The following is an 18,266-nucleotide window of genomic DNA, read 5'->3' as shown; positions in this document are numbered from 1 at the left end:
GTGCGCCACACGGCCCAAGCGTCGCGCCAGGCCAACCAGCTGGCCTCCTCGGCCGGCGCGGTGGCGGCGCGCGGCGGCGTCATGGTGTCGCAGGTGGTCAGCACCATGAACGACATCCATCAGAGTTCCAAGCAGATCAACGACATCATCGGCGTCATCGATGGCATCGCCTTCCAGACCAACATCCTGGCCTTGAACGCGGCGGTGGAAGCGGCCCGGGCCGGCGAGCAGGGCCGGGGCTTTGCCGTGGTGGCGAGCGAGGTACGCCGGCTGGCCGGCCGTTCGGCCGAGGCAGCGCGGGAAATCAAGAGCCTGATCGGCGCCAGCGTGGAGCGCATAGAAGCCGGCTCGCGACTGGTCAGCGACGCCGGGCAGACCATGACCGAGATCGTCAATTCGGTGCAACGCGTCTCCGACATCATCGGCGAAATCACGGCCGCGGCGGCCGACCAAAGCCACGGCATCGGCGAAGTCAACAGCGCCGTGGTGCACCTGGATCAGATGACCCAGCAAAACGCCGCTTTGGTCGAGCAATCGGCCGCGGCGGCCGAAAGCATGCGCGAGCAGGCCCAGCATCTGGCCGAGTTGGTGGGCACCTTCCATCTGGCCAGTTCCGCCGGCCACGCGGCCAGGCGCGCCGACTCGGCCTGACCGCTATACCGGCCTAAGCAACGCCAGGGCCGGTTCGCCCTAAATGAACTGATGCGGGTCGATGTTCCACTTGGCGGCGGCCTCGTGGCTGACGATACGGTCGCCACCGCCTTGGCCCAGGGGTTTCGACAGGTCGACATCTTCCGGGCTGATGTAACAACTTTTCCGCGAGTCGAAAATGGCGCGCACCAGCGGCCGCGTCAAATCCCGCCCCTGCTGATCGATCACCACGGCAATCTTGCCGCTCTCCAGCAGCACCAGGGTGCCAATCGGGTAGATCCCGATGGTGCGCACGAAAGTCTGTATCAGTCCGGGATCGAAGTGCAACTTGCTCCATTCGAACATTTTCCTGAGCGCCACGGTGGGGTCCATCGCCTTGCGGTAACAGCGGTCCGAGGTGATCGCATCGTAGACGTCGACGATCGAGGCCATCTGCCCGTAAATCGACATCTCCGAGCCCTTGAGTTTCAGCGGGTAGCCGCTGCCGTCGTAGCGTTCGTGGTGCTGGGCCACCACGTCAAACGAAGTCTGGGTGATTCCCGGCGTGTCCGACAGAATGTTCTGGCCGTACAGCACATGCATCTTCATGGTGGTGAACTCGTCCAGCGTCAACTCGCCGGCCTTGTTCAGGATTCGATCGGGCACCATGGTTTTGCCAATGTCGTGCAACATGCCGCCGATTCCCACCAACTGCATGTCGCCGGGCTTGAGGTCGAAGGCGCGGGTGAAGCACATCAGCAGCGCGCCGACGCTGACCGAATGAAGAAACGTGTAATTGTCTTTTTCCTTGATGCGGCACAGGCTCAGCAGCGCGTCCTTGTTGCGCAGAATCGAGTCCGACATCTTGCTGACGATGGGATCGATTTGCTCCTGCTCGATTTGCCGGCCCAGGCGCGCGCCCTGCATCAGGTCGCCAACGATCTTGCTGGCCTCCACCAGCACGATCTTGGCCCTGCCGGTTTCTTCCTGCAACGAGGTCGGATCGAGTGACTTGACGTTTTCGAAAACAACTTCCATTTGCCGCGCGATGCTGGTCTCGACCTCTTTCTTGGTTGGCGCATCGCTCGCGTCCAGCCCTTTTTCGGAGTCGATATACAGCTCGCGAATGCCGTAGGCGATCATCTGCCCGATATCCTTTTCGCTGCGGATCTTGAAAGACCCGGTCAGGAAAGGGTGTTCCATCCAGCCGCAGTCCATGTCGTGGACAAACATCCCCGGTTTCAGCTGTCGGACACTGATTTTCTTGATCATGCCGAATAATTCCTTAAAAACAAAATGACGCTGTGACCCGACGGCCATGCGGGTTCGACTGGACAGACCGCGCCAACTTGATCCTTTCAACCGGCGTGAGGAACGGGTGACTGACAAGCAAAAGTAAAAAATGCATCTTGGGGTGTGGAGTATGCCGCGAACGGACTGGATTTGCTGAACCGGGCACTAGCCGAGCATCAGGTTTTTATAGACGCCGCAGCCGATCAGCATGTCATCGAGCTTCTGCACGAACGACATCTTGGTTTGAACGCGCCCGGTGGTCGGGTTGGTGATGTCGTATTCGACCCAGCCGGGCTCCCGCTCGGCCTGGGCCGCGATGGCCGCCAACAGGCCGTCACCATCGACCCCGGCAATGTCCTGCACCCGCGTTCCGACCTTGCCCGGGTTGCCACCGAAGGCCAGGTAAGTGCCACCCGCATTCAGCACGAAAACATACATGTCGCGGTCGTGAAAGCCCTGCGACGGATGGGTGATATCACGCAAAAAAGCGCTGACGGAAGCGCTGCGCCGACGCTGCGCCACACAGCGCTGCACCAGTGCGATGGCCTCCTCCGCCGATCCCTGCTGCAGCTTGAACAGCGCCACCGAGTCGACCAGGGTGGCGGAGCGACCCGCCAGATCGGCCGACTGGCGCGCCGCGTGCTCGATCATCTGGGCATTGCGCTGCGTGATTTCATCGAGTTGACGCACCGCCGAGCTGATCTCCATCAGTCCCGTGCTCTGCTCCGCGCTGGCGCTGGATATCTGCGCCATGTTGCTGGCCACGTCACGAATGTTGGCCACGATCTGGCGCATGCTGCCGCCAGCGTCGCGAATGCGCTGGGCGCTGGAGGCAATTTGCGTCGACGAGGTGCCGATCAGCAGACGGATCTCCTTGGCCGACTCGGCGGAGCGCTGCGCCAGCGAACGGACCTCGCTGGCGACCACCGCGAAACCGCGGCCCGACTCGCCGGCCCGGGCCGCCTCCACCGCCGCGTTGAGGGCCAGGATATTGGTCTGAAAAGCCAGTCCGTCAATCACACCGACAATCTCGTCCATGCGCTTGGCGCTGCTCTGAACCGCCTCCACCGAGGCGATGGCCGCAGTCATGGTGGCGCCTTCCTGGTCGGCGGCGTCGCGCACACTGGCGACCTGGAGGTTGGCCTGACTGGCCGCGCGGGCGTTGTCTTGTACCGTGGCCGACAGCTGTTCGACACTGGACTTGGTCTGTTCCAGATTGGCCGCCTGCTGCTCGGTTCGATCCGACAGCTGACGGTTGCTGCTCGCCAGGCTCTGGCCCGAATGCGCCACGAACGCGGCATTGCTGCGGACGTTGGCCACCATGGAGGAAAGCGTCTGACCGATCTTGCGGGTCGACAAGGCCAGCATGGCAAGCTCGTCGCCGCCGGCGATCTCCACGCTGACGCACAAATCGCCTTGCACGATCTGCTCCATGGCTTGCGTCACCTGCCACAGATCCTGCGCAAAGCTATGGTAGAAAGCGAGCAAAAAATAGCCCCCCGACAGCACACTACCGGCGCTCAGCCAGGCGCTTGCGGATCCGGCCGGAGCGCCGCCCAGCAGCGATCGCAGCAGGAGCACGGCCGGCGGCGTCAGCAGCAGCAGCGCCAGCAGCAAAAACTTGAAGACCAGAGGCATGCGCCGCATCAAAAGTCGACCCGGTGCCAACAGTTTGAGGTAAATCATGGTGTCTGCCCTCCACGGTAGGTGCAACCGGCGGCTTGCATTTGCGGACTCGATTGCATTGGGCTGTCGCTCTGTTCGGCCAAGCTGGGGCTACTGCGCCAGCGCCGGGACGGCTGTCCCGCGAACCGTTCGACGCACCCCAACCACATCGATGATGAATGCCACATTGCCATCTCCCAGAATCGTTGCCGCGGAAATACCCGGCACTTTGCGGTAGTTGGTTTCAAGGTTCTTCACCACCACCTGATGCTGACCGACCAACTGGTCAACCATCAGCGCAAAGCGCGTTCCTTCGGTCTGCACGATGACGGCAATGCCTTGCGTCGGATCCTGCACGGCGTCGACGACTTGAAACATCTTGTGCAATTCGACCAGTGCCAGGTATTCGCCGCGAACATGCATGACATGCTCGTCGCCGGTGATGGAGTGGATATCCTGGGCCAGCGGTTGCAGCGATTCGATGACGTAATTCAGCGGCAGGATGTAGATTTCCTGGCCGACCTTGACCGACATGCCATTCAGAATCGCCAGCGTCAGCGGCAGCACGATCCTGATGCTGGTGCCCTGCCCCCGGACCGATGAGACTTCGACATGGCCACCCATTTCATGGATATTGCGTTTCACCACATCCATGCCGACGCCGCGACCCGAAACGTCGGACACCACTTCCGCGGTGGAGAAACCGGGGGCAAAAATGAGTTGCCAAAGGTCCTCGTCGGAGATTGTCTCGTTGACCGCCATGCCTTGCTGGATCGCCTTGGCCAGAATTTTGTCGCGCGGCAAACCGCCCCCGTCGTCGCGCACCTCGATCACGATGCTGCCGCCCTGATGCTGCGCCGACAGCGTCAAGCGGCCGACCGGGTCCTTGCCCAGCAAGGCGCGCTGCTCCGGACTCTCGATGCCGTGATCAAGGCTGTTGCGCACCAGATGGGTGATCGGGTCGATGACGCGCTCGATCAGACTCTTGTCCAGTTCGGTTTCCTTGCCGACCGTCACCAGTTGCACCTGTTTGCCGAGCTTGGCCGACAGATCGTGTATCAGGCGCGGGAAGCGACTGAAGACGTAGTCCATCGGCATCATCCGGATCGACATCACCGACTCCTGCAAGTCCAGCGCATTGCGTTCCAGATGCCCGACGCAACTCAGCAGACGCTCGTGCAGCACCGGATCGATGGTCGAGGCGATCTGCGTCAGCATCGACTGGGTAATCACCAGTTCGCCCACCAGGTTGATGATCTGGTCGACTTTTTCCACATCGACCCGGATCGAGCCCGACTCCTTGGCACTGGCCGCCGCCGCCACCGGCGCGACCGCCGCCTTGGTCGGCGACTGGGTTGGCGGCGCGCTCACCGGCGGCGCAGCCACCGGCGCTGCGACCGGGGCCAACGGCGCCGCAGCCGGTGCAACTTCCGGCATCGCCGCGGGCACTTCATTCGACTCGGGGACAGCGCTCGCTTCAGGGGCACCCTCTGGCGCGCTACTGATTTCAATCTGCTCGGCTTCGATAATGAAACAGCAGACCGCAATCACATCGTCCGGGTCGCAGCCGGTTTCCAGGCACACGGTCAGGCTGTCATCGGTCTCGGTCTGGCTCAGCACCGTGCCCAAATTGGCCAACTCCTGGCTGAGTAATTTGCGGTCGCTCTCGGAGACTTTGGAAAAGCGCACCTGCAGGGCGGCTCCCGGCAATACCTTGGTCGGCGCCGGCGTCGGCACCGCCGCTGCCGGCGCGACGGCAGTGGCCGGGACCGGTGGCGGGGCTGGCGCGGGCTCCGGCGCGCTGTTGCCGGCCTCGGCGCCAGCACCGGCGCTGGCCTCCAGCGCCAGTTGCCGCAGCACCGCACAGATGCGCTGCACCATTTCCGGTTCCGGCTCGCTGTCGGAGCGGTAAGCGCTCAATTGTTTTTGCAACACGTCTTTCGTCTCCAAAAAGCCATCCATCATTTTCTGGCTCAGTATCAATTGACCATGACGTGCCTTGTCGAGCAGGTTTTCAAGCAAATGCGTGGTCTCGGTCAACGCCACGAAGCCAAACGTCGCGGCCCCCCCCTTGATCGAGTGCGCGGCCCGAAATATGGCATTCAGATGCTCACTCTCCGGCGCCTGCAAATCCAGCCCCAGCAGAAGCAATTCCATCTCCGCCAGCAACTCGTCGGCTTCTTCAAAAAAGGTTTGGTAAAACTGCTTGATATCCATCTCAGGTGCCTTTCGTACTGCGCTAGATCTGGCCATCGGCGCGAACCGGTGGCCGATTGGCGGCCGGCGGCCGGGTGGCGGCGGCTTGCCCGGTGGGCAGTTTGATGCCGATATTGGCAGCCTTGGCCGGATTGGCGGCATTGGCGGCCTCGATCTCCCCTTGCGCTCGGTGATTGAGCACGACGATGCTGATGCGGCGATTGACCGCGGCAAACGGGTCTTCCTGGTTCAAATGCATGCTGGCCGCCACCCCCATGACACGCAGCACTTTCTGGTCCTGCATGCCACCGGCGATCAACTCGCGGCGCGAGGCATTGGCCCGATCGGCCGACAACTCCCAGTTGCTGTACGATTTATCGCCCCTGGGGTAAAGCGTCGCGTCGGTATGGCCGGACAAGGTAATCTTGTTCGGCTGCTCATTGAGCACCGGACCGATCGCCTGCAGAATGGTGCGCATGTAGGACACGACGATGGCGCTGGAGCGGTCGAACATGGGGCGGCTGTTGCTGTCGACGATCTGGATGCGCAGACCTTCCGACGTGATGTCGAGCAGCAGTTGGTGGCGGAACTGCCGCAACACCGGGTTGGCTTCTATCATGTCGTTCAGACGTTGCTTGAGCGCGCTCAGCCGGGCCACATCTTCCTCGCCGTCGGCCTTCTTGACCTCGCCGGCCGTATGCAGGGGATCGGCGCCACCGCCCGGGATCACACTGCTGGTGGTACTGCTTCTCTTGCCGCCGGCGATGGCCATCTTGAGCGGCATCTTGAATTGCTCGGCAATACCGGCCAACTGCTGCGCCGAAGAATTGCCGAGCAGCCACATGACCAGAAAGAAGGCAAACATGGCGGTCATGAAATCGGCGAACGCAATCTTCCAGGCACCACCGTGATGGGCCGCCGCCATGACCGGGCGCTTGATGATGATCCGGCGTGTGACTTCGTTCATGGCGGCTCGGACATGTCGGCGTCAGCGGTTCTTGACCTCACGAACGTGCCCCTCGAGCTCGGTAAACGAGGGCCGTTCGGTCGAATACAGAATTTTCCGGCCGAACTCCACCGCCAGTTGCGGTGCGTAGCCGTTCAAGCTGGCCATCAGCGTGACCTTGATGCATTGGTAGACCTTGAGCGATTCCGCCACTTTGTGCTCGATCAAGGTGGCCAGCGGCGACACGAAACCGTAGGACAGCAGGATGCCCAGGAAGGTGCCCACCATCGCGTGGGCAATCAATTGGCCCATCTCGGCCGGCGGCAGATCGGCCGATGCCAGCGCATGGACCACGCCCAGCACCGCCGACACAATGCCCAGCGCCGGCAACGCGTCGCCGACCCGGGCCAGACTGTGGGCTGGAACTTCCGCCTCCTGCTTGTAGGTTTCAAGTTCGTGCTCCATCAGCTCGCCGATCTCGAACGGATCGGTGTTGCCGCTGACCACCAGACGCAGGTAGTCGGTCAGGAACTCGATCACCGGAGCATCGCGCAAAATCACCTGGTAGGGCGCAAAAATGGCGCTGTTCTGCGGATCGTCGATGTCCGACTCCAGCGCCATCATGCCGTCCTTGCGGCCCTTGGAAAGCAGCACGTACAAGAGGGCCAGCAACTCCATGTAGAGCGCCTTGTCGTGCTTTTTGGAATTGCGCAACAATTTCGGCAACTCTTTCATGGTGGCACGGACCGTTTTACCGTCATTGCCGGCAACGAAGGCGCCCACCGCGGCGCCGCCGATGATCAGCAGTTCGAGCGGCTGGTACAGCACACCCAAATGCCCGCCCATCATCACATAGCCGCCGAACACGGACCCCAGCACGATCAGATAACCAACAATGACCAGCACTATGTTCTCTCGTTGAAAAATCTGTTGTTCAATAACGCCGGATCGACCCGCCGCCCGTCAGGTGCGAACCCCGCTCATCACTTGAGCCAGCCACTGCGAAGACGACGGCGCGCGCTTATCCTCCTTGACACTCACCGGCACCTCGGGGGCGTCGGGTTTGGCCTTGCTGGTCTTGCCGGCGCGCGATGGCGGCCGGCACAACACACACACATAGTTGTTTTGGGTGTCGTGCGCATGGGCCACGAACTGACCGGTGCAGCGGGTACAGGTACTCAACTGCAACATGTCGCTGTCAAAAAACCGGACCAGCGTCCAGGCCCGCGTGAAATCAAGAACCGGCAACGTGCCTTGCAGTTCGGTCTGCTCCAGATAGAGCCGGTAGCTTTTGATGACCGCGTTGATTCGGGTACAGCCGCCCTGCGTCAACATGAAGCGGTAGATGTTGTAGAACATCGACGAATGGATGTTGGCCAGCCAGGTCATGAACCAGTCGGTGGAAAACGGCAGCAAGCCCTTGGGTGGCGAAACGCCCTTGATCTCCTTGTACAGCTTGATCAGGCGGTCCCGACTCAGACTGGTCTCGGCTTCCAGAAACTGGAGTCGGGCGCCCAGATTGATCAAATCCATCGCCAGCGCGATATCCTGCGCTTCGTGAATGACGCTTTTAGCGGCCATGCCGACCCCGAATGCGAACCATGAGAGGGGTCCGGTTGCCGCACCCGCTGCGCCGCCTCATCGGGTCGCCGCCACCGGCTGGCGGGCCATCAGGATGGCGGTATGGGCCTGCTGCAAGGCCATGTCCTTGACCTCATGCGACAGCGCCGACAGAATCGGCTGGTCGTCAAATCTGAAGCGGCACAACAGCAGGCTGGAAGAAGCCAGCTTGACAATTTGCGAAAGCGACAGATTTCCCAGCAAATCGGCCAACTCCCGGCTCATGCCCAAGCGGAACATGGCCGAGGCAACGTCCTCCCGGACGAGCCGCTGTGCCAGCAGCAGGTAGGCCAAATTCAAATCACTGATGTCGTTGGTATTACCCGTCTCAACCATTTTGCGCTCCTAGCTTGACAACTTGCTCTCTGTCGACGCGGCCGGGTACCTCTCTGTGGTGCCCCGCCGTGTGTTACGAACTTGTACCTTGCGGGCAAAAAAGTCGACCCGCTTGTAAACTTCGTAATTAAGTGTATCCAATCGAAATGAGCGTGTCTAGCGATTTAAGCGATTTATTCGTTAAAGTCTAAGAAATCGGTAACAGCGATTTTTCATCGCAAAATATCCGGCTTGGTCTGGAAAAACTCCTTCTCCAAGGCCTCACGCAACTGCGTCGGATCGAGCGGCTTGGTGAAATAGCGGCGAATTTCATGCTGCAACACGTCTGACTGGCTGATCGAGTCGGTGTAGCCGCTGCACAGAATGATGGGCAAGCCGGGCCGCAAACTGTGCAAGCGCTGCGCCAGCGCCAGACCGGTCAGGCCGGGCATGGTCTGGTCGGTAATCACCAGGTCGACCTGATTCTTTTCACCCGCAAAAGCGGCGAACAGATCCGACGGGTCGTTAAACAGCCGCGCCTGGTAACCCCAGTCTTCCAGCAATTCGCCCAGGTAGCGGGCCACGGCCGGCTCGTCGTCGACCACCCAGATTTGTTGCCCCAGACCCACTCGGGTCGACGCTTTGCTGGGCTGAACACCGCCCGCTGCGTCGGGCGGCTCTGCAATCGGGAACAGCAACTGGAACTGACTGCCTTGACCCAGCCTGGATTCGACCACCACATGCCCGTTGGAACGCCGCAAAATGCCCTGCACCATGGACAGGCCCAGTCCGGTTCCCTTGCCAACCTCCTTGGTTGTAAAAAAAGGATCGAACAGGCGCGACATGTGCTGCGGGTCTATGCCGCTGCCGGTGTCGGACACTTCCAGGGCGGCAAAAGTGCCGGACAGGCTGGTATGGCTGGCAGCACAGATCTTGCCCTTGATCTCGACCCGGTGCTGGCGAATCTCGATGACGCCGTGCCCGGTGATGGCATCCCGGGCGTTGATGATCAGGTTGACCAGCACCTGGCTGAGCTCGCTGGGGTCTATGCAGATGTAGAGTTCATCCTCTATCCAGCTCATGATCTCGATACTCGAGGGGATAGACACCCGCATCATGTTGACGACGTCCTGCACCACGGCGGAAGGCGCAATCACGTCGGCACTGGCACTGGGCTGGGTGCTGGCAAAAGTGAGCATCTTGGCGATCAGGTCGCGTGCCCGCTCGCTGGCGGCAACCACCTCGCGCAGGTAACTTGCCAGCTTGCCCTGCTTGTCCGGCACAAAGCGGTCCAGCGCCAGTCGCGAGTAGCCCAGAATGGTCGCCAGGCTGTTGTTGAAGTCATGTGCAATACCGCCCGTCAATTGCCCCAGTTGCTGCACTTTTTGCGACTGCTGCAGCTGCCGCTCCAGCCCTTTCTTGGCGGCGGCGGCTTGCACCAGTTCGGTACGGTCGCGCACGAAAACAAAAAGCAGCTGTTGCACGGGGTCGTAAATGACGGAAACATCAACCGTGATTTCGTAGCCTTGTTTGTGGCGATGGCGGGTTTCGAAGCGGTCTTTCCCGAGTTCGACAATTCTTTGAATGTGCTCTTGCAGCTGCTCCGGGCGCTCCTGCGCTTCGAGTTGGCTGACGTTCATGCCCAGCAGTTCTTCGACCGAGTAGCCCGACATCCTGGCGTAAGCTTGATTGACTTCGCACAAGCGGCCGTCGAGGTCGGCAATCCAGAAGCCGTCGATGGTCATGTCAAGTACGCGCTTGTAGCGCAGTTGGGCATATTCCCTTTGCGTCACGTTCTCGCCGACCGAGATGTAGCCCTTGGGCGCGCCGTTTTCGTCGCGCACCGGCGTCACGGTGCGGTCCAGGATGACGTCGTCGCCGCGCTGATCCTTCAGATGCACCAGGCCGCGCCAGACGCCCCCGGCCTCGACCGTGGCCCGCATCCGCTCAGCCACCACCGGGTCCAGCGTGACGGGTTCCGAAAACAGGGAAGAACCGGGTTCGACGTCCGAGGATCGCCGGCCCATCAGAGCATAACTGGCGCGGTTGCGCCACAGGATTTTGCCCTCCAGATCGGTCACGATAACCGGCGTGGTGGTGGAATCCAGGGCCAGGCCCTGGGTCCGCAGGGTTTCATCGTTTTTCCGGCGCAGCAGGGTTTGCGCCGTCAGTTTCTGGTACGGCCGGTTAACGCAGATAACAAACATCGCCTGGTAGAACAGGCAATAGCTCAAAAATCGGTAAGCATGACCCAGCAGGTTGCGCAGATCGGCGACCGCCACGTACTGGCTCAGCAGCATCTCGCTCAAACCGGCAATTGCGACGGCACCGAACAGCAGGGACAGGACTTCTTCGTCCGAGCGGCGCGACAGCCGGTAGTAGCGCCAAGCCGCCAGCGCCAGCAAGGCGGCGATGCACCACTCCAGGCCGGCACCCAGCAAAGTCAGGCCGCCGTCGTCCAAGCGCAAGGCCGGCCAATCGATCTCCTGAAAAAACACCGGCCAGGCCAGCAGCAGGCAGAGCCCGCTAAAGCCGGCAAAAATGCCGAAGCGGGCCTTGCCCGGCGCCGGGCCTAATTGCGGATAGAAGCTGACCAGCAACAGCGTCAGCGCCACCATCAGGCGTCCCCCGAGCCAGAATACCGCGCCTTTTTCGGCCGAAAAAGGGGTGCTGGGTTCGGGTATATCGAACAACAAGGCATGGGCAAAATCAAGCCAACCGGCGGCAAACAGGGCCACCGCGATCAATAGAAAAGAAGTCGAGACCTCTTTCGCCGGCGTATGCCAGACCGTGGCAAAGACAAGAACCACCACCACCACGGAGAAAAAGTCCAGCAGCAGGTGGATGGAAAAGTAATACCGGAAGGCCCGGTTCAGGTCCGGCAGCGGCAGCAACAGGACCGCCAATACCAGGGCCGCCAGCCCCCCCACCAAAAGCAGTTGCTGACGCAACCGGCGCCCATCCACGACGGCGGTCTGACGTCTCGATTTGACCCGATTGATCTGGATCTTCTGCGTTTCCGGATTCACTTGCACGCTCTTGCTCTGGGCCTAGTCCTCAAGACCCATCAGCTTGAGCAGACGGTTCGTGTCAAGCGGTTTGGAAAGACAGCACTCAGCCCCGGCGGCCAACAGTTCGGCTTCGTTTTCGGGACTGAGGTAGCCGCTCATGGCAATCACGCGCACATTGGCAGGCCCCGGCAACTGCTTGATTTGACGGCACACTTCACTGCCCTTGATGCCCGGCATCATGAAGTCGAGCAGCACGATGTCGGGAGCAAAAGCATGAACCTTGCGCCCGGCTTCGAAGCCGTCATGGGCCGTCTCCACCACCGTCTGGTAGTCCCCGCCTTCCAGCAACTCCCGCAGAAAACCGACAATCGCCCGGTCGTCATCGACAATCAGTACCCTCAAAGGCCCTTTGTTGCCCTGTGGATTCCATTGGCGCGCGAAGCGCTCGACCTCCTCCCGGCGAAACCGGCGATGGCCGCCGGGCGTGACTTCGGCCTGGAGCAAGCCTTTTTGCGCCCAACTGCGAACCGTCACCGGGGACACCATCATCCACTGGGCGACCTCGTTGGGTGTCAGGTAGGGCAGGTTTTTGAGTTCTTCAGTCATGACTTGAGTGCAATTCAATTCAATTGGGGTTTCGATTGGGGCTTAATCGATTCATCGCTTCCCTGTATTGCGCAGTGACCGGACTGTTTTCAAGCTGATGCAGCCATGCTAGCACCTCGGCCACCGCCACATACAATTCTGGCGGAATTCGTGCATCCAGATCAACCTGCAGCAACAACTTCACCAGATCGGGCGAGGAGTGCACATACAGACCATTTTCGCGCGCGATCCGGACAATCGAGTCGGCCACCACGCCATAGCCCTTGGCCACCACGACAGGTGTCATGTCCCTGGCGGAGTGGGACAGTGCTACGGCACTGGTTCGCTCTGGCAGCTGTTGTTCCATCATGTTACCGGCATCGACACCGGCGCCAGTGTTCCAATTTGCAGACCGGTCAGTTGCAGACCCACGGCGCCCAGGCGCTGGGGCAGGCCGCTGCCGGCCTGCCCCAGCAGGCTCACGGTGGCCGGCTGGCGCGCCGCCAGACGCAGTTGCAGCGTGTTGCCGGCCAGATTCAAACGCGCTTCCAGCGCGCCCAGCGTGGGCAGTTCCAGCGCCAGCTTGCTGGTCCAGCTGCGTTGCGGCGCGGGCTCGTCTGCGCCGCCCTGCGGCTCTCTTGACTCCTCCTGTATTTCCCACTCCAGGGGGGTGCCGGGCCAGGCTTCGCCGCTCCAGCGAAACAGCGGCAGCGCCAGCAACTCGAGCTGCTGGCGCACCAATGCCACGGCTTGCGGGTGAATGGCAGCCACCGGATCGGGGCTGGCCGGGGCGCCCGAAGCTGTCGCCAGGGCCGCTGCCGGACCGGCCTCCGACGCCTGCGCCAGACTGCCCAGATGCGCTTGCGGCTCGCGCGCCAATTGCGCCAGCGTGCGCTCGCCGGCGGCAAACTGCTGCAGGTGCGACTCGTAAAAAAGACCCGAATGGGCTACCGTGTCGAGCAAGGTCGCAGCCAGTTGCCGGCCATCGGGTTTCTGCGGCTGGGGCCACAGCGCTTGCGTTCCCGTAATTTTCACGCTCGGGTCGGTCGGCGGGTCCAGAATGGCCGTCAAGGCACGCGCCACCGCGCTCAAAGTGACGCTCTGGTCCAGCGGGACCCCGGGCGCACTGGCGCCCTGGTCGACGCCTGCAGCGGAGACCGCGCTCAACTGCTGTTGCAGGGCCGCGCGCGATGACAGACGGACGTCGTTGCTGACTTGTTCCACCTGCGTCACGACGCCCGGTCCGGCAATATCGAACTGCCCCTTCAGCGGCACCAGGTCAAGGCGCTGCGCCAGCCGCGTCGCCAACAAGGTGTCGACCAGGGGCGTGACACCGCTCATGACAGCGGGTCGTTGCTCTGACCGTAGGCCTGCTGCAGCAGTTGCTGGGACGCCATGTTTTTGAGTATCAGGCCCAGTTCCCTCAATTGCGGCACGACCAGGCTATTGATCTCGGCCTGCTGCGCCGTGATACGGCCCAGCAACTGGTATTTGCGCGCCGTCTGCGCCTCGCTCAAAGTCTCGCCGGCTTCAATCACCCGCAGGCGCTCCACCAGCGCGCTTTGTTGCGTCTCCAGCGCCGGCAACTCGCCCCAGTGGCGCAGCTGTGCCAACATCAGCATGCGTTCCGTGATGGGCGCAATCTGCTCGTAGCAGTGCATGACTTCACTTTGGCATCCCATCTCAGGCTCCTATGGAAAAACGGGTTGACATCGGGCCATTCGCCGGCTGCCGCGCCGGCTGGGACAGCTGCGGATCCACTTCCAGCCAGGCCGAGCTGACGGTCTCCAGCAGCCGCTCCGCCTCGTCCAGCAGTGCCGGGTCGTTGCGCAGGTTGGCCAGCAGCAGACGCTGACCGATGTAGTCGTACAGCGCCAGCAGATTGGCCACCAGGGCGGCACCGGCGGCATCGCCCGCAGGCGCTTCAAAACTGGTCTTCAGACCGTTGTCGATGATGTTGATGGCTTTCGAAATCGCTTTGCCCTTGGCCACGATCTCACCGCTCAGCATGTGATGACGCGCCATGCTGATGGCCGTTTTGACGCCATTGAACAGCAAGGTGATCAATTGGTGCGGCGAGGCGCTCATGACGCCCGTTTCAAGGCCGACCCGGGCGTAGGTACTGGCGCCGCTGCGAGCCATGGCATTTGGTTCATACATGAGTTTCCCCTTACTTGGTTGTCGTGTTGTTCAAGGCGTTGAATTGCTGCGTCAGGTACGAGCTGGTCTGGTTCATGCTGCTGATCAGCGTGTCGAGCTGCGTAAACTGGGCTTTGTAGCGCGCCACCGTGGCATCGATCCGGTCGGAGGTCGCCGTGTATTGCTTGCTGAGCGTGTCCAGGCTCGTATTGACGCCCTTGGTGGCGGCCGACAGGACGCCATTGGCATCGGTGAACCCGGTGATCAGCGTGGCCAGCTGGTTGCCATAGCCGCCAACCCCGGCACTGCCGGAAAACAGATTGGCGACCCCGCTCAAATGACTGCCCAGGGCGGCCGTCAATTTGGTCGCATCGATCGCCAGGGTACCGTCTTTCTGGAACGAGACGCCGATCTGCGACAGCGTCGTCAGGCCGCTGCTGTCGGGTACCTGGGCGCCGGTCAGGGTGGCGCGGATAGCGACCTGAATATTGCGCAAGGTGGCATCGCCCAGCAGAATGGCACCGGTCTTCTTGGCGGCGTCAAAAGCCGTCAACTGCTTGGAGACGTTCTGAAAGCTGTTGTAGGCGTTGACAAAAGTGGTGATCGCACCTTGCACGCTGGCGCTGTCGTTCTGCACCGTCAGGCTGCTGGCACCGACCTTGGCCAGCGTCATGGTGACACCTTGCACTGCGTCCACCACGCTGTTGCTGGCGCTGGTGACAGCAATGCCGTTGACCGTCAATTTGCTGTTCTGGGCCACCGCGGTCTGCTGCAACTGGGCCGCCGGCAAACCGGCCGGATCGTGCGCCAGCAGGCTGCTCAGCGCCGCATCGCCGCTGACGGCAATGCGCATGCTGGAGGTCTCCCCGCTTTGCTTGGAAGTCAGTACCAACCGGTTGGGCGTGGCGCTGCCGTCATTGACGATGGCGGCCGTGACGCCGATGCTGGCGTTGCCGTTGATGGCATCCCGAATGCCGGCCAGCGTGTTGTTGCTGGCGTCGATCGTGATGCTGGTGGCCGCACGCGTGGCATCCGGCGTAAAAGTGGCACCCGTATATTTGCCGGTCAACGGGTCTGGCGTGGCGCCGGAGAGGGTGCCGAAGTCCAGCGTCAAGGTGGTCGCCGCGCCCGTGCCAATCGGCGCCGTGCTGCTGGCGACGCCGGCGGCGGCCAGCGACTGCGCTTGCGACAATTGCGTCACGTTCACCGCGTAGACGCCACTGGCAGCCGTTGCCGAAGCCGTGGCGCCGACCACATCGCTGGCCGTCGAGTTGGCCTTGACGCCCTGAAACAGGGTTGCCTTGGAGAGTGTCGCCGCGGCGCTCTGGAGCGCGCTCAAGGCGCTGTTCAACTGCCCGTAAGCGGTCAGCCTGGAGGTATAGCTGGTTTGCTGCTTTTGCAGCACCAGCAGCGGCGCCTGCTCATTGCTCTTGATGCTGGCCAGCAAGCTGGTCAAATCAAGATTGGAGCCGATGCCGAGGGAAGAAACGGTAGCCATAATAAATCCTGTTCACCCAGTCCATTGCACCTGAAACAGCGCCATCACACGGCCTGGGCAAAAAGCAGTCCTTTCAAATTATCGAGGGCCTTGGCCACGCGCACCACGTCCTCGGAGGGGAGTTGGCGGATCACCTTGCCGGTATCCTGGTCCACCACCTTGATGATCACCTCCTTGTAATCGGGATCGATCTGGAACTGCACGCTGATTGACAGGGCGTCCATCACCTTGTTGATCTCCTGCAGCGTTTGCCGGGCCTGCTCGGCGCTCAGTTTGCCGGCCTCGCCCTGCCTGGCATCGGCCAGCGCCTGCGCCGCCGCCATCTTCGACATTTGATCGGGGACATTGACGGAAGGCGCTTTCAACAGTCCCGCCTGCGGCTTGCCGGCAGCGCCCGGCTGCGCAATCTTCTGAGCTGCCAGCCCCACATGATCGACCCGCATCGCAGTGGTTGAAATCGACATTTCCGGTCTCCCGTCAAAACGCTATCCACTCGGGCCTGTGCAACTCCGCAGGCCGGAGTGGGTAGCGCAATCGGGCCTCTCTTTTGGCCCGATTGGCTAACTTATCGGCTTTCGCCGCCAGCGCTTATTGCAACAGCGCCATCACACCTTGGGTCGACTGGTTCGCTTTGGCCAGCACGGAGGTGCCGGCTTGTTGCAGAATCTGCGCCCGTGTCATGTTCGAAACTTCCGTGGCGTAGTCGGCATCTTCGATGCGTGAGCGCGAGGAGGTCAGGTTGTTGACCGTGGTGCCCAGATTCGAGATCACCGAGTCGAAACGGTTTTGCACCGCACCGAGGGAACCGCGCAGGGAATCGACCTGAGCCAGTGCCTTGTCCAGCGCCGCCAGCGGATTGGCGGTGGAGGTCATACCGGCTGCGGCATTTGCATCGTAGGCGGCTTTTTGAGCAGCCAGTTCCGCAACCGTTCCAGACGCCGTGAAGTTGGCCACCACGCCCGTTGTGTTATTGACGGCACCGTTCAATTTGTACAAGTTGCCCGCCTTATCCTCGACTGCGTAGTTGGCATAGGTCTGCGTTGCCGCCGTGTAGGTACCATAGCCATGCAGCTTCAGGTCTGCGGTGGTCGTGCCGGCGGACATGTTGGTAACGGTGACAGCCGCAAGGTTGACATCCACCTTGGTCGACGTGCCAGCGACGGACGTGTCCGTGAACGAAGTAATTGCATCGGACAGACCCGAAACGCTATAGCCACCCAGACCCAGCGCCGTGGAGTCCATCTTCTTCAGGCCGATGGTGATCGCTTCGCCGTCGTTGGCACCGACCTGAATCGACAGACTCCGGTCGGCGGACAGCACTTTGGTGCCGTTGAAGTCGGTTTGGGCCGAGGTGCGGTCGATTTCCGCCATGCGCTGGGCAATTTCAGCCTGGATCGAAGTCTTGTCGGCGGCGGAGTTGGAGCCGTTGGCCGATTGCACCGTCAATTCGCGGATGCGTTGCAGGTTGGTATTGACTTCGTTCAAGGCACCTTCCGTCGTTTGCGCCAGCGAAATGCCGTCATTGGCATTGCGTTGGGCTTGCGTCAGACCCTTGATGTTGGCGTTGAAGCGGTTGGCGATGGCCTGACCGGCGGCGTCGTCCTTGGCACTGTTGATGCGCACGCCGGACGAGAGGCGCTGGATCGACGTGTTCAACGCGGATTGCGATTTGCTCAGGTTGTTTTGGGTAAGCAACGAGAGTGTGTTGGTGTTGATGACTTGTCCCATGATGGAGCTCCTGTATGCAAAAGTTGATGGACTCGGCCAGTTGACCGAAACGTTGGGTTTACCCGGAATCTAGGGCAGTAAGCCACCGTTATTCAGGTTATCGACAAGTTCCGAAAAACCTTTAGGGCCGGCACCAAAATTTCTTCCATCCATTCCTTTTTTCTCTCTTTTTCCCGGGTTTGGCCCGCTCAAGCCTGCATATTCATGATTTCCTGGTAGGCGGCAACCACTTTGTTGCGCACCTGCACCCCCATCTGAAAGCTGATGTTGGCCTTCTGCAGATCGACCATCACGTCATTCAGGGCAACGCCCGGCTTGCCCAGCTCGAAGTCCTGGGCCTGGCCGTAGGCCTTGTTCTGGGTTTCGCTGATGGCATCCAGCGACTTCCTGAGGGCACCGGAAAAGCCGCCAGCCGGCGCCGCGGCGGCCTGCCCCGGGTCGGCGACCTTGGCCATTTGACGCATCTGACGCATTTGCGCCAGCACCGACTCGATTGAAGAGTTGGACGAGATAGAGGATATCGCCATGCTAGTTCCTTCGGCGCTGCTGCGCCTAGCTGTTAACTTAGGGCTTGAAGCGTATCAGTGGATTGTCCACAACATCGCATCTAAGAGACGGCAAAACGGGCAGCTGTTCGATA

At 61.3% G+C, this 18,266-nt stretch carries 18 protein-coding genes; 1 reads left to right on the top strand and 17 read right to left on the bottom strand.

Annotated elements, in window-relative coordinates; genetic code table 11:
• On the top strand, nt 1-651 hold a 651-nt coding region (locus PHS32_RS18025; RefSeq protein ID WP_301080479.1), incomplete at its 5' end, for a methyl-accepting chemotaxis protein.
• 39 nt (nt 652-690) lie between these two features.
• On the opposite strand, the gene PHS32_RS18020 is transcribed toward PHS32_RS18025, so the two are convergent.
• The 17 genes from PHS32_RS18020 to fliE all read right to left on the bottom strand — a co-directional run bounded on the left by PHS32_RS18020 (nt 691) and on the right by fliE (nt 18,153).
• Complete coding sequence (locus tag PHS32_RS18020; RefSeq protein ID WP_301080477.1) at nt 691-1,902, bottom strand: HD-GYP domain-containing protein; 1,212 nt, start codon at nt 1,900-1,902, stop codon at nt 691-693.
• Between the two features lie 186 nt (nt 1,903-2,088).
• Nucleotides 2,089-3,609, bottom strand: a complete 1,521-nt coding sequence (locus PHS32_RS18015) for a methyl-accepting chemotaxis protein (protein WP_301080476.1) — start codon at nt 3,607-3,609, stop codon at nt 2,089-2,091.
• A gap of 90 nt (nt 3,610-3,699) precedes the next feature.
• A complete protein-coding gene (gene cheA, locus PHS32_RS18010) occupies nt 3,700-5,805 on the bottom strand; it encodes a chemotaxis protein CheA (protein WP_301080475.1) in 2,106 nt (701 codons plus the stop codon).
• A 22-nt stretch (nt 5,806-5,827) separates the two neighbouring features.
• On the bottom strand, nt 5,828-6,751 hold the full coding sequence (gene motB / locus PHS32_RS18005) for a flagellar motor protein MotB (protein ID WP_301080474.1): 924 nt from the start codon (nt 6,749-6,751) through the stop codon (nt 5,828-5,830).
• Between the two features lie 21 nt (nt 6,752-6,772).
• Nucleotides 6,773-7,636, bottom strand: a complete 864-nt coding sequence (gene motA, locus PHS32_RS18000; protein WP_301080473.1) for a flagellar motor stator protein MotA — start codon at nt 7,634-7,636, stop codon at nt 6,773-6,775.
• A gap of 57 nt (nt 7,637-7,693) precedes the next feature.
• Entirely contained in the window at nt 7,694-8,311 is a 618-nt protein-coding gene (flhC, locus tag PHS32_RS17995) for a flagellar transcriptional regulator FlhC (protein ID WP_301080472.1), read from the bottom strand.
• A gap of 57 nt (nt 8,312-8,368) precedes the next feature.
• Complete coding sequence (flhD, locus tag PHS32_RS17990; protein WP_301080471.1) at nt 8,369-8,686, bottom strand: flagellar transcriptional regulator FlhD; 318 nt, start codon at nt 8,684-8,686, stop codon at nt 8,369-8,371.
• 212 nt (nt 8,687-8,898) lie between these two features.
• Nucleotides 8,899-11,694 (bottom strand): MASE3 domain-containing protein, encoded by a 2,796-nt coding sequence (locus PHS32_RS17985; RefSeq protein ID WP_301080469.1) that lies wholly within the window; start codon nt 11,692-11,694, stop codon nt 8,899-8,901.
• A gap of 21 nt (nt 11,695-11,715) precedes the next feature.
• On the bottom strand, nt 11,716-12,282 hold the full coding sequence (locus tag PHS32_RS17980) for a response regulator (protein ID WP_301080468.1): 567 nt from the start codon (nt 12,280-12,282) through the stop codon (nt 11,716-11,718).
• A 19-nt stretch (nt 12,283-12,301) separates the two neighbouring features.
• Nucleotides 12,302-12,628: an EscU/YscU/HrcU family type III secretion system export apparatus switch protein gene (locus PHS32_RS17975; protein ID WP_301080481.1), complete on the bottom strand. Its 327-nt coding sequence runs from the start codon at nt 12,626-12,628 to the stop codon at nt 12,302-12,304.
• Nucleotides 12,628-13,602 (bottom strand): flagellar hook-length control protein FliK, encoded by a 975-nt coding sequence (locus tag PHS32_RS17970; protein ID WP_301080467.1) that lies wholly within the window; start codon nt 13,600-13,602, stop codon nt 12,628-12,630. Before PHS32_RS17970 ends, PHS32_RS17975 begins: the two co-directional genes overlap by 1 nt.
• A complete protein-coding gene (locus tag PHS32_RS17965; RefSeq protein WP_301080466.1) occupies nt 13,599-13,943 on the bottom strand; it encodes a flagellar protein FliT in 345 nt (114 codons plus the stop codon). The genes PHS32_RS17970 and PHS32_RS17965 overlap by 4 nt, the downstream gene beginning before the upstream one ends.
• Before the next feature lies 1 nt (nt 13,944).
• On the bottom strand, nt 13,945-14,421 hold the full coding sequence (fliS, locus tag PHS32_RS17960; RefSeq protein WP_301080465.1) for a flagellar export chaperone FliS: 477 nt from the start codon (nt 14,419-14,421) through the stop codon (nt 13,945-13,947).
• 10 nt (nt 14,422-14,431) lie between these two features.
• Nucleotides 14,432-15,898 (bottom strand): flagellar filament capping protein FliD, encoded by a 1,467-nt coding sequence (gene fliD, locus PHS32_RS17955; RefSeq protein ID WP_301080464.1) that lies wholly within the window; start codon nt 15,896-15,898, stop codon nt 14,432-14,434.
• A gap of 44 nt (nt 15,899-15,942) precedes the next feature.
• Nucleotides 15,943-16,362 carry a flagellar protein FlaG gene (locus PHS32_RS17950; protein WP_301080463.1) on the bottom strand — a complete coding sequence of 140 codons (420 nt, stop codon included), beginning with the start codon at nt 16,360-16,362 and terminating at the stop codon, nt 15,943-15,945.
• A gap of 124 nt (nt 16,363-16,486) precedes the next feature.
• On the bottom strand, nt 16,487-17,626 hold the full coding sequence (locus tag PHS32_RS17945) for a FliC/FljB family flagellin (protein WP_301080462.1): 1,140 nt from the start codon (nt 17,624-17,626) through the stop codon (nt 16,487-16,489).
• Between the two features lie 188 nt (nt 17,627-17,814).
• Entirely contained in the window at nt 17,815-18,153 is a 339-nt protein-coding gene (gene fliE / locus PHS32_RS17940) for a flagellar hook-basal body complex protein FliE (RefSeq protein ID WP_301080461.1), read from the bottom strand.
• Nucleotides 18,154-18,266 lie beyond the last annotated feature (113 nt).

Origin of the sequence: Rhodoferax sp., from assembly GCF_028714215.1 — a bacterium.
In the GTDB taxonomy this organism is placed as follows: Bacteria; Pseudomonadota; Gammaproteobacteria; order Burkholderiales; family Burkholderiaceae_C; genus Rhodoferax.
The sequence above is the reverse complement of the archived record's forward strand: the minus strand, read 5'-3'. Positions and strand labels throughout refer to the sequence as shown.

Excerpts from the sequence above, each read along its gene's own strand:
- motB (WP_301080474.1), bottom strand. The coding sequence starts at position 6,751 with ATGAACGAAGTCACACGCCGGATCATCATCAAGCGCCCGGTCATGGCG.
- fliE (WP_301080461.1), bottom strand. The coding sequence starts at position 18,153 with ATGGCGATATCCTCTATCTCGTCCAACTCTTCAATCGAGTCGGTGCTG.
- flhC (WP_301080472.1), bottom strand. The coding sequence starts at position 8,311 with ATGGCCGCTAAAAGCGTCATTCACGAAGCGCAGGATATCGCGCTGGCG.
- PHS32_RS17965 (WP_301080466.1), bottom strand. The coding sequence starts at position 13,943 with ATGGGATGCCAAAGTGAAGTCATGCACTGCTACGAGCAGATTGCGCCC.
- PHS32_RS17975 (WP_301080481.1), bottom strand. The coding sequence starts at position 12,628 with ATGGAACAACAGCTGCCAGAGCGAACCAGTGCCGTAGCACTGTCCCAC.
- fliS (WP_301080465.1), bottom strand. The coding sequence starts at position 14,421 with ATGTATGAACCAAATGCCATGGCTCGCAGCGGCGCCAGTACCTACGCC.
- cheA (WP_301080475.1), bottom strand. The coding sequence starts at position 5,805 with ATGGATATCAAGCAGTTTTACCAAACCTTTTTTGAAGAAGCCGACGAG.
- PHS32_RS17980 (WP_301080468.1), bottom strand. The coding sequence starts at position 12,282 with ATGACTGAAGAACTCAAAAACCTGCCCTACCTGACACCCAACGAGGTC.
- PHS32_RS18020 (WP_301080477.1), bottom strand. The coding sequence starts at position 1,902 with ATGATCAAGAAAATCAGTGTCCGACAGCTGAAACCGGGGATGTTTGTC.
- PHS32_RS18015 (WP_301080476.1), bottom strand. The coding sequence starts at position 3,609 with ATGATTTACCTCAAACTGTTGGCACCGGGTCGACTTTTGATGCGGCGC.
- flhD (WP_301080471.1), bottom strand. The coding sequence starts at position 8,686 with ATGGTTGAGACGGGTAATACCAACGACATCAGTGATTTGAATTTGGCC.
- PHS32_RS17970 (WP_301080467.1), bottom strand. The coding sequence starts at position 13,602 with ATGAGCGGTGTCACGCCCCTGGTCGACACCTTGTTGGCGACGCGGCTG.
- fliD (WP_301080464.1), bottom strand. The coding sequence starts at position 15,898 with ATGGCTACCGTTTCTTCCCTCGGCATCGGCTCCAATCTTGATTTGACC.
- PHS32_RS17950 (WP_301080463.1), bottom strand. The coding sequence starts at position 16,362 with ATGTCGATTTCAACCACTGCGATGCGGGTCGATCATGTGGGGCTGGCA.
- PHS32_RS17945 (WP_301080462.1), bottom strand. The coding sequence starts at position 17,626 with ATGGGACAAGTCATCAACACCAACACACTCTCGTTGCTTACCCAAAAC.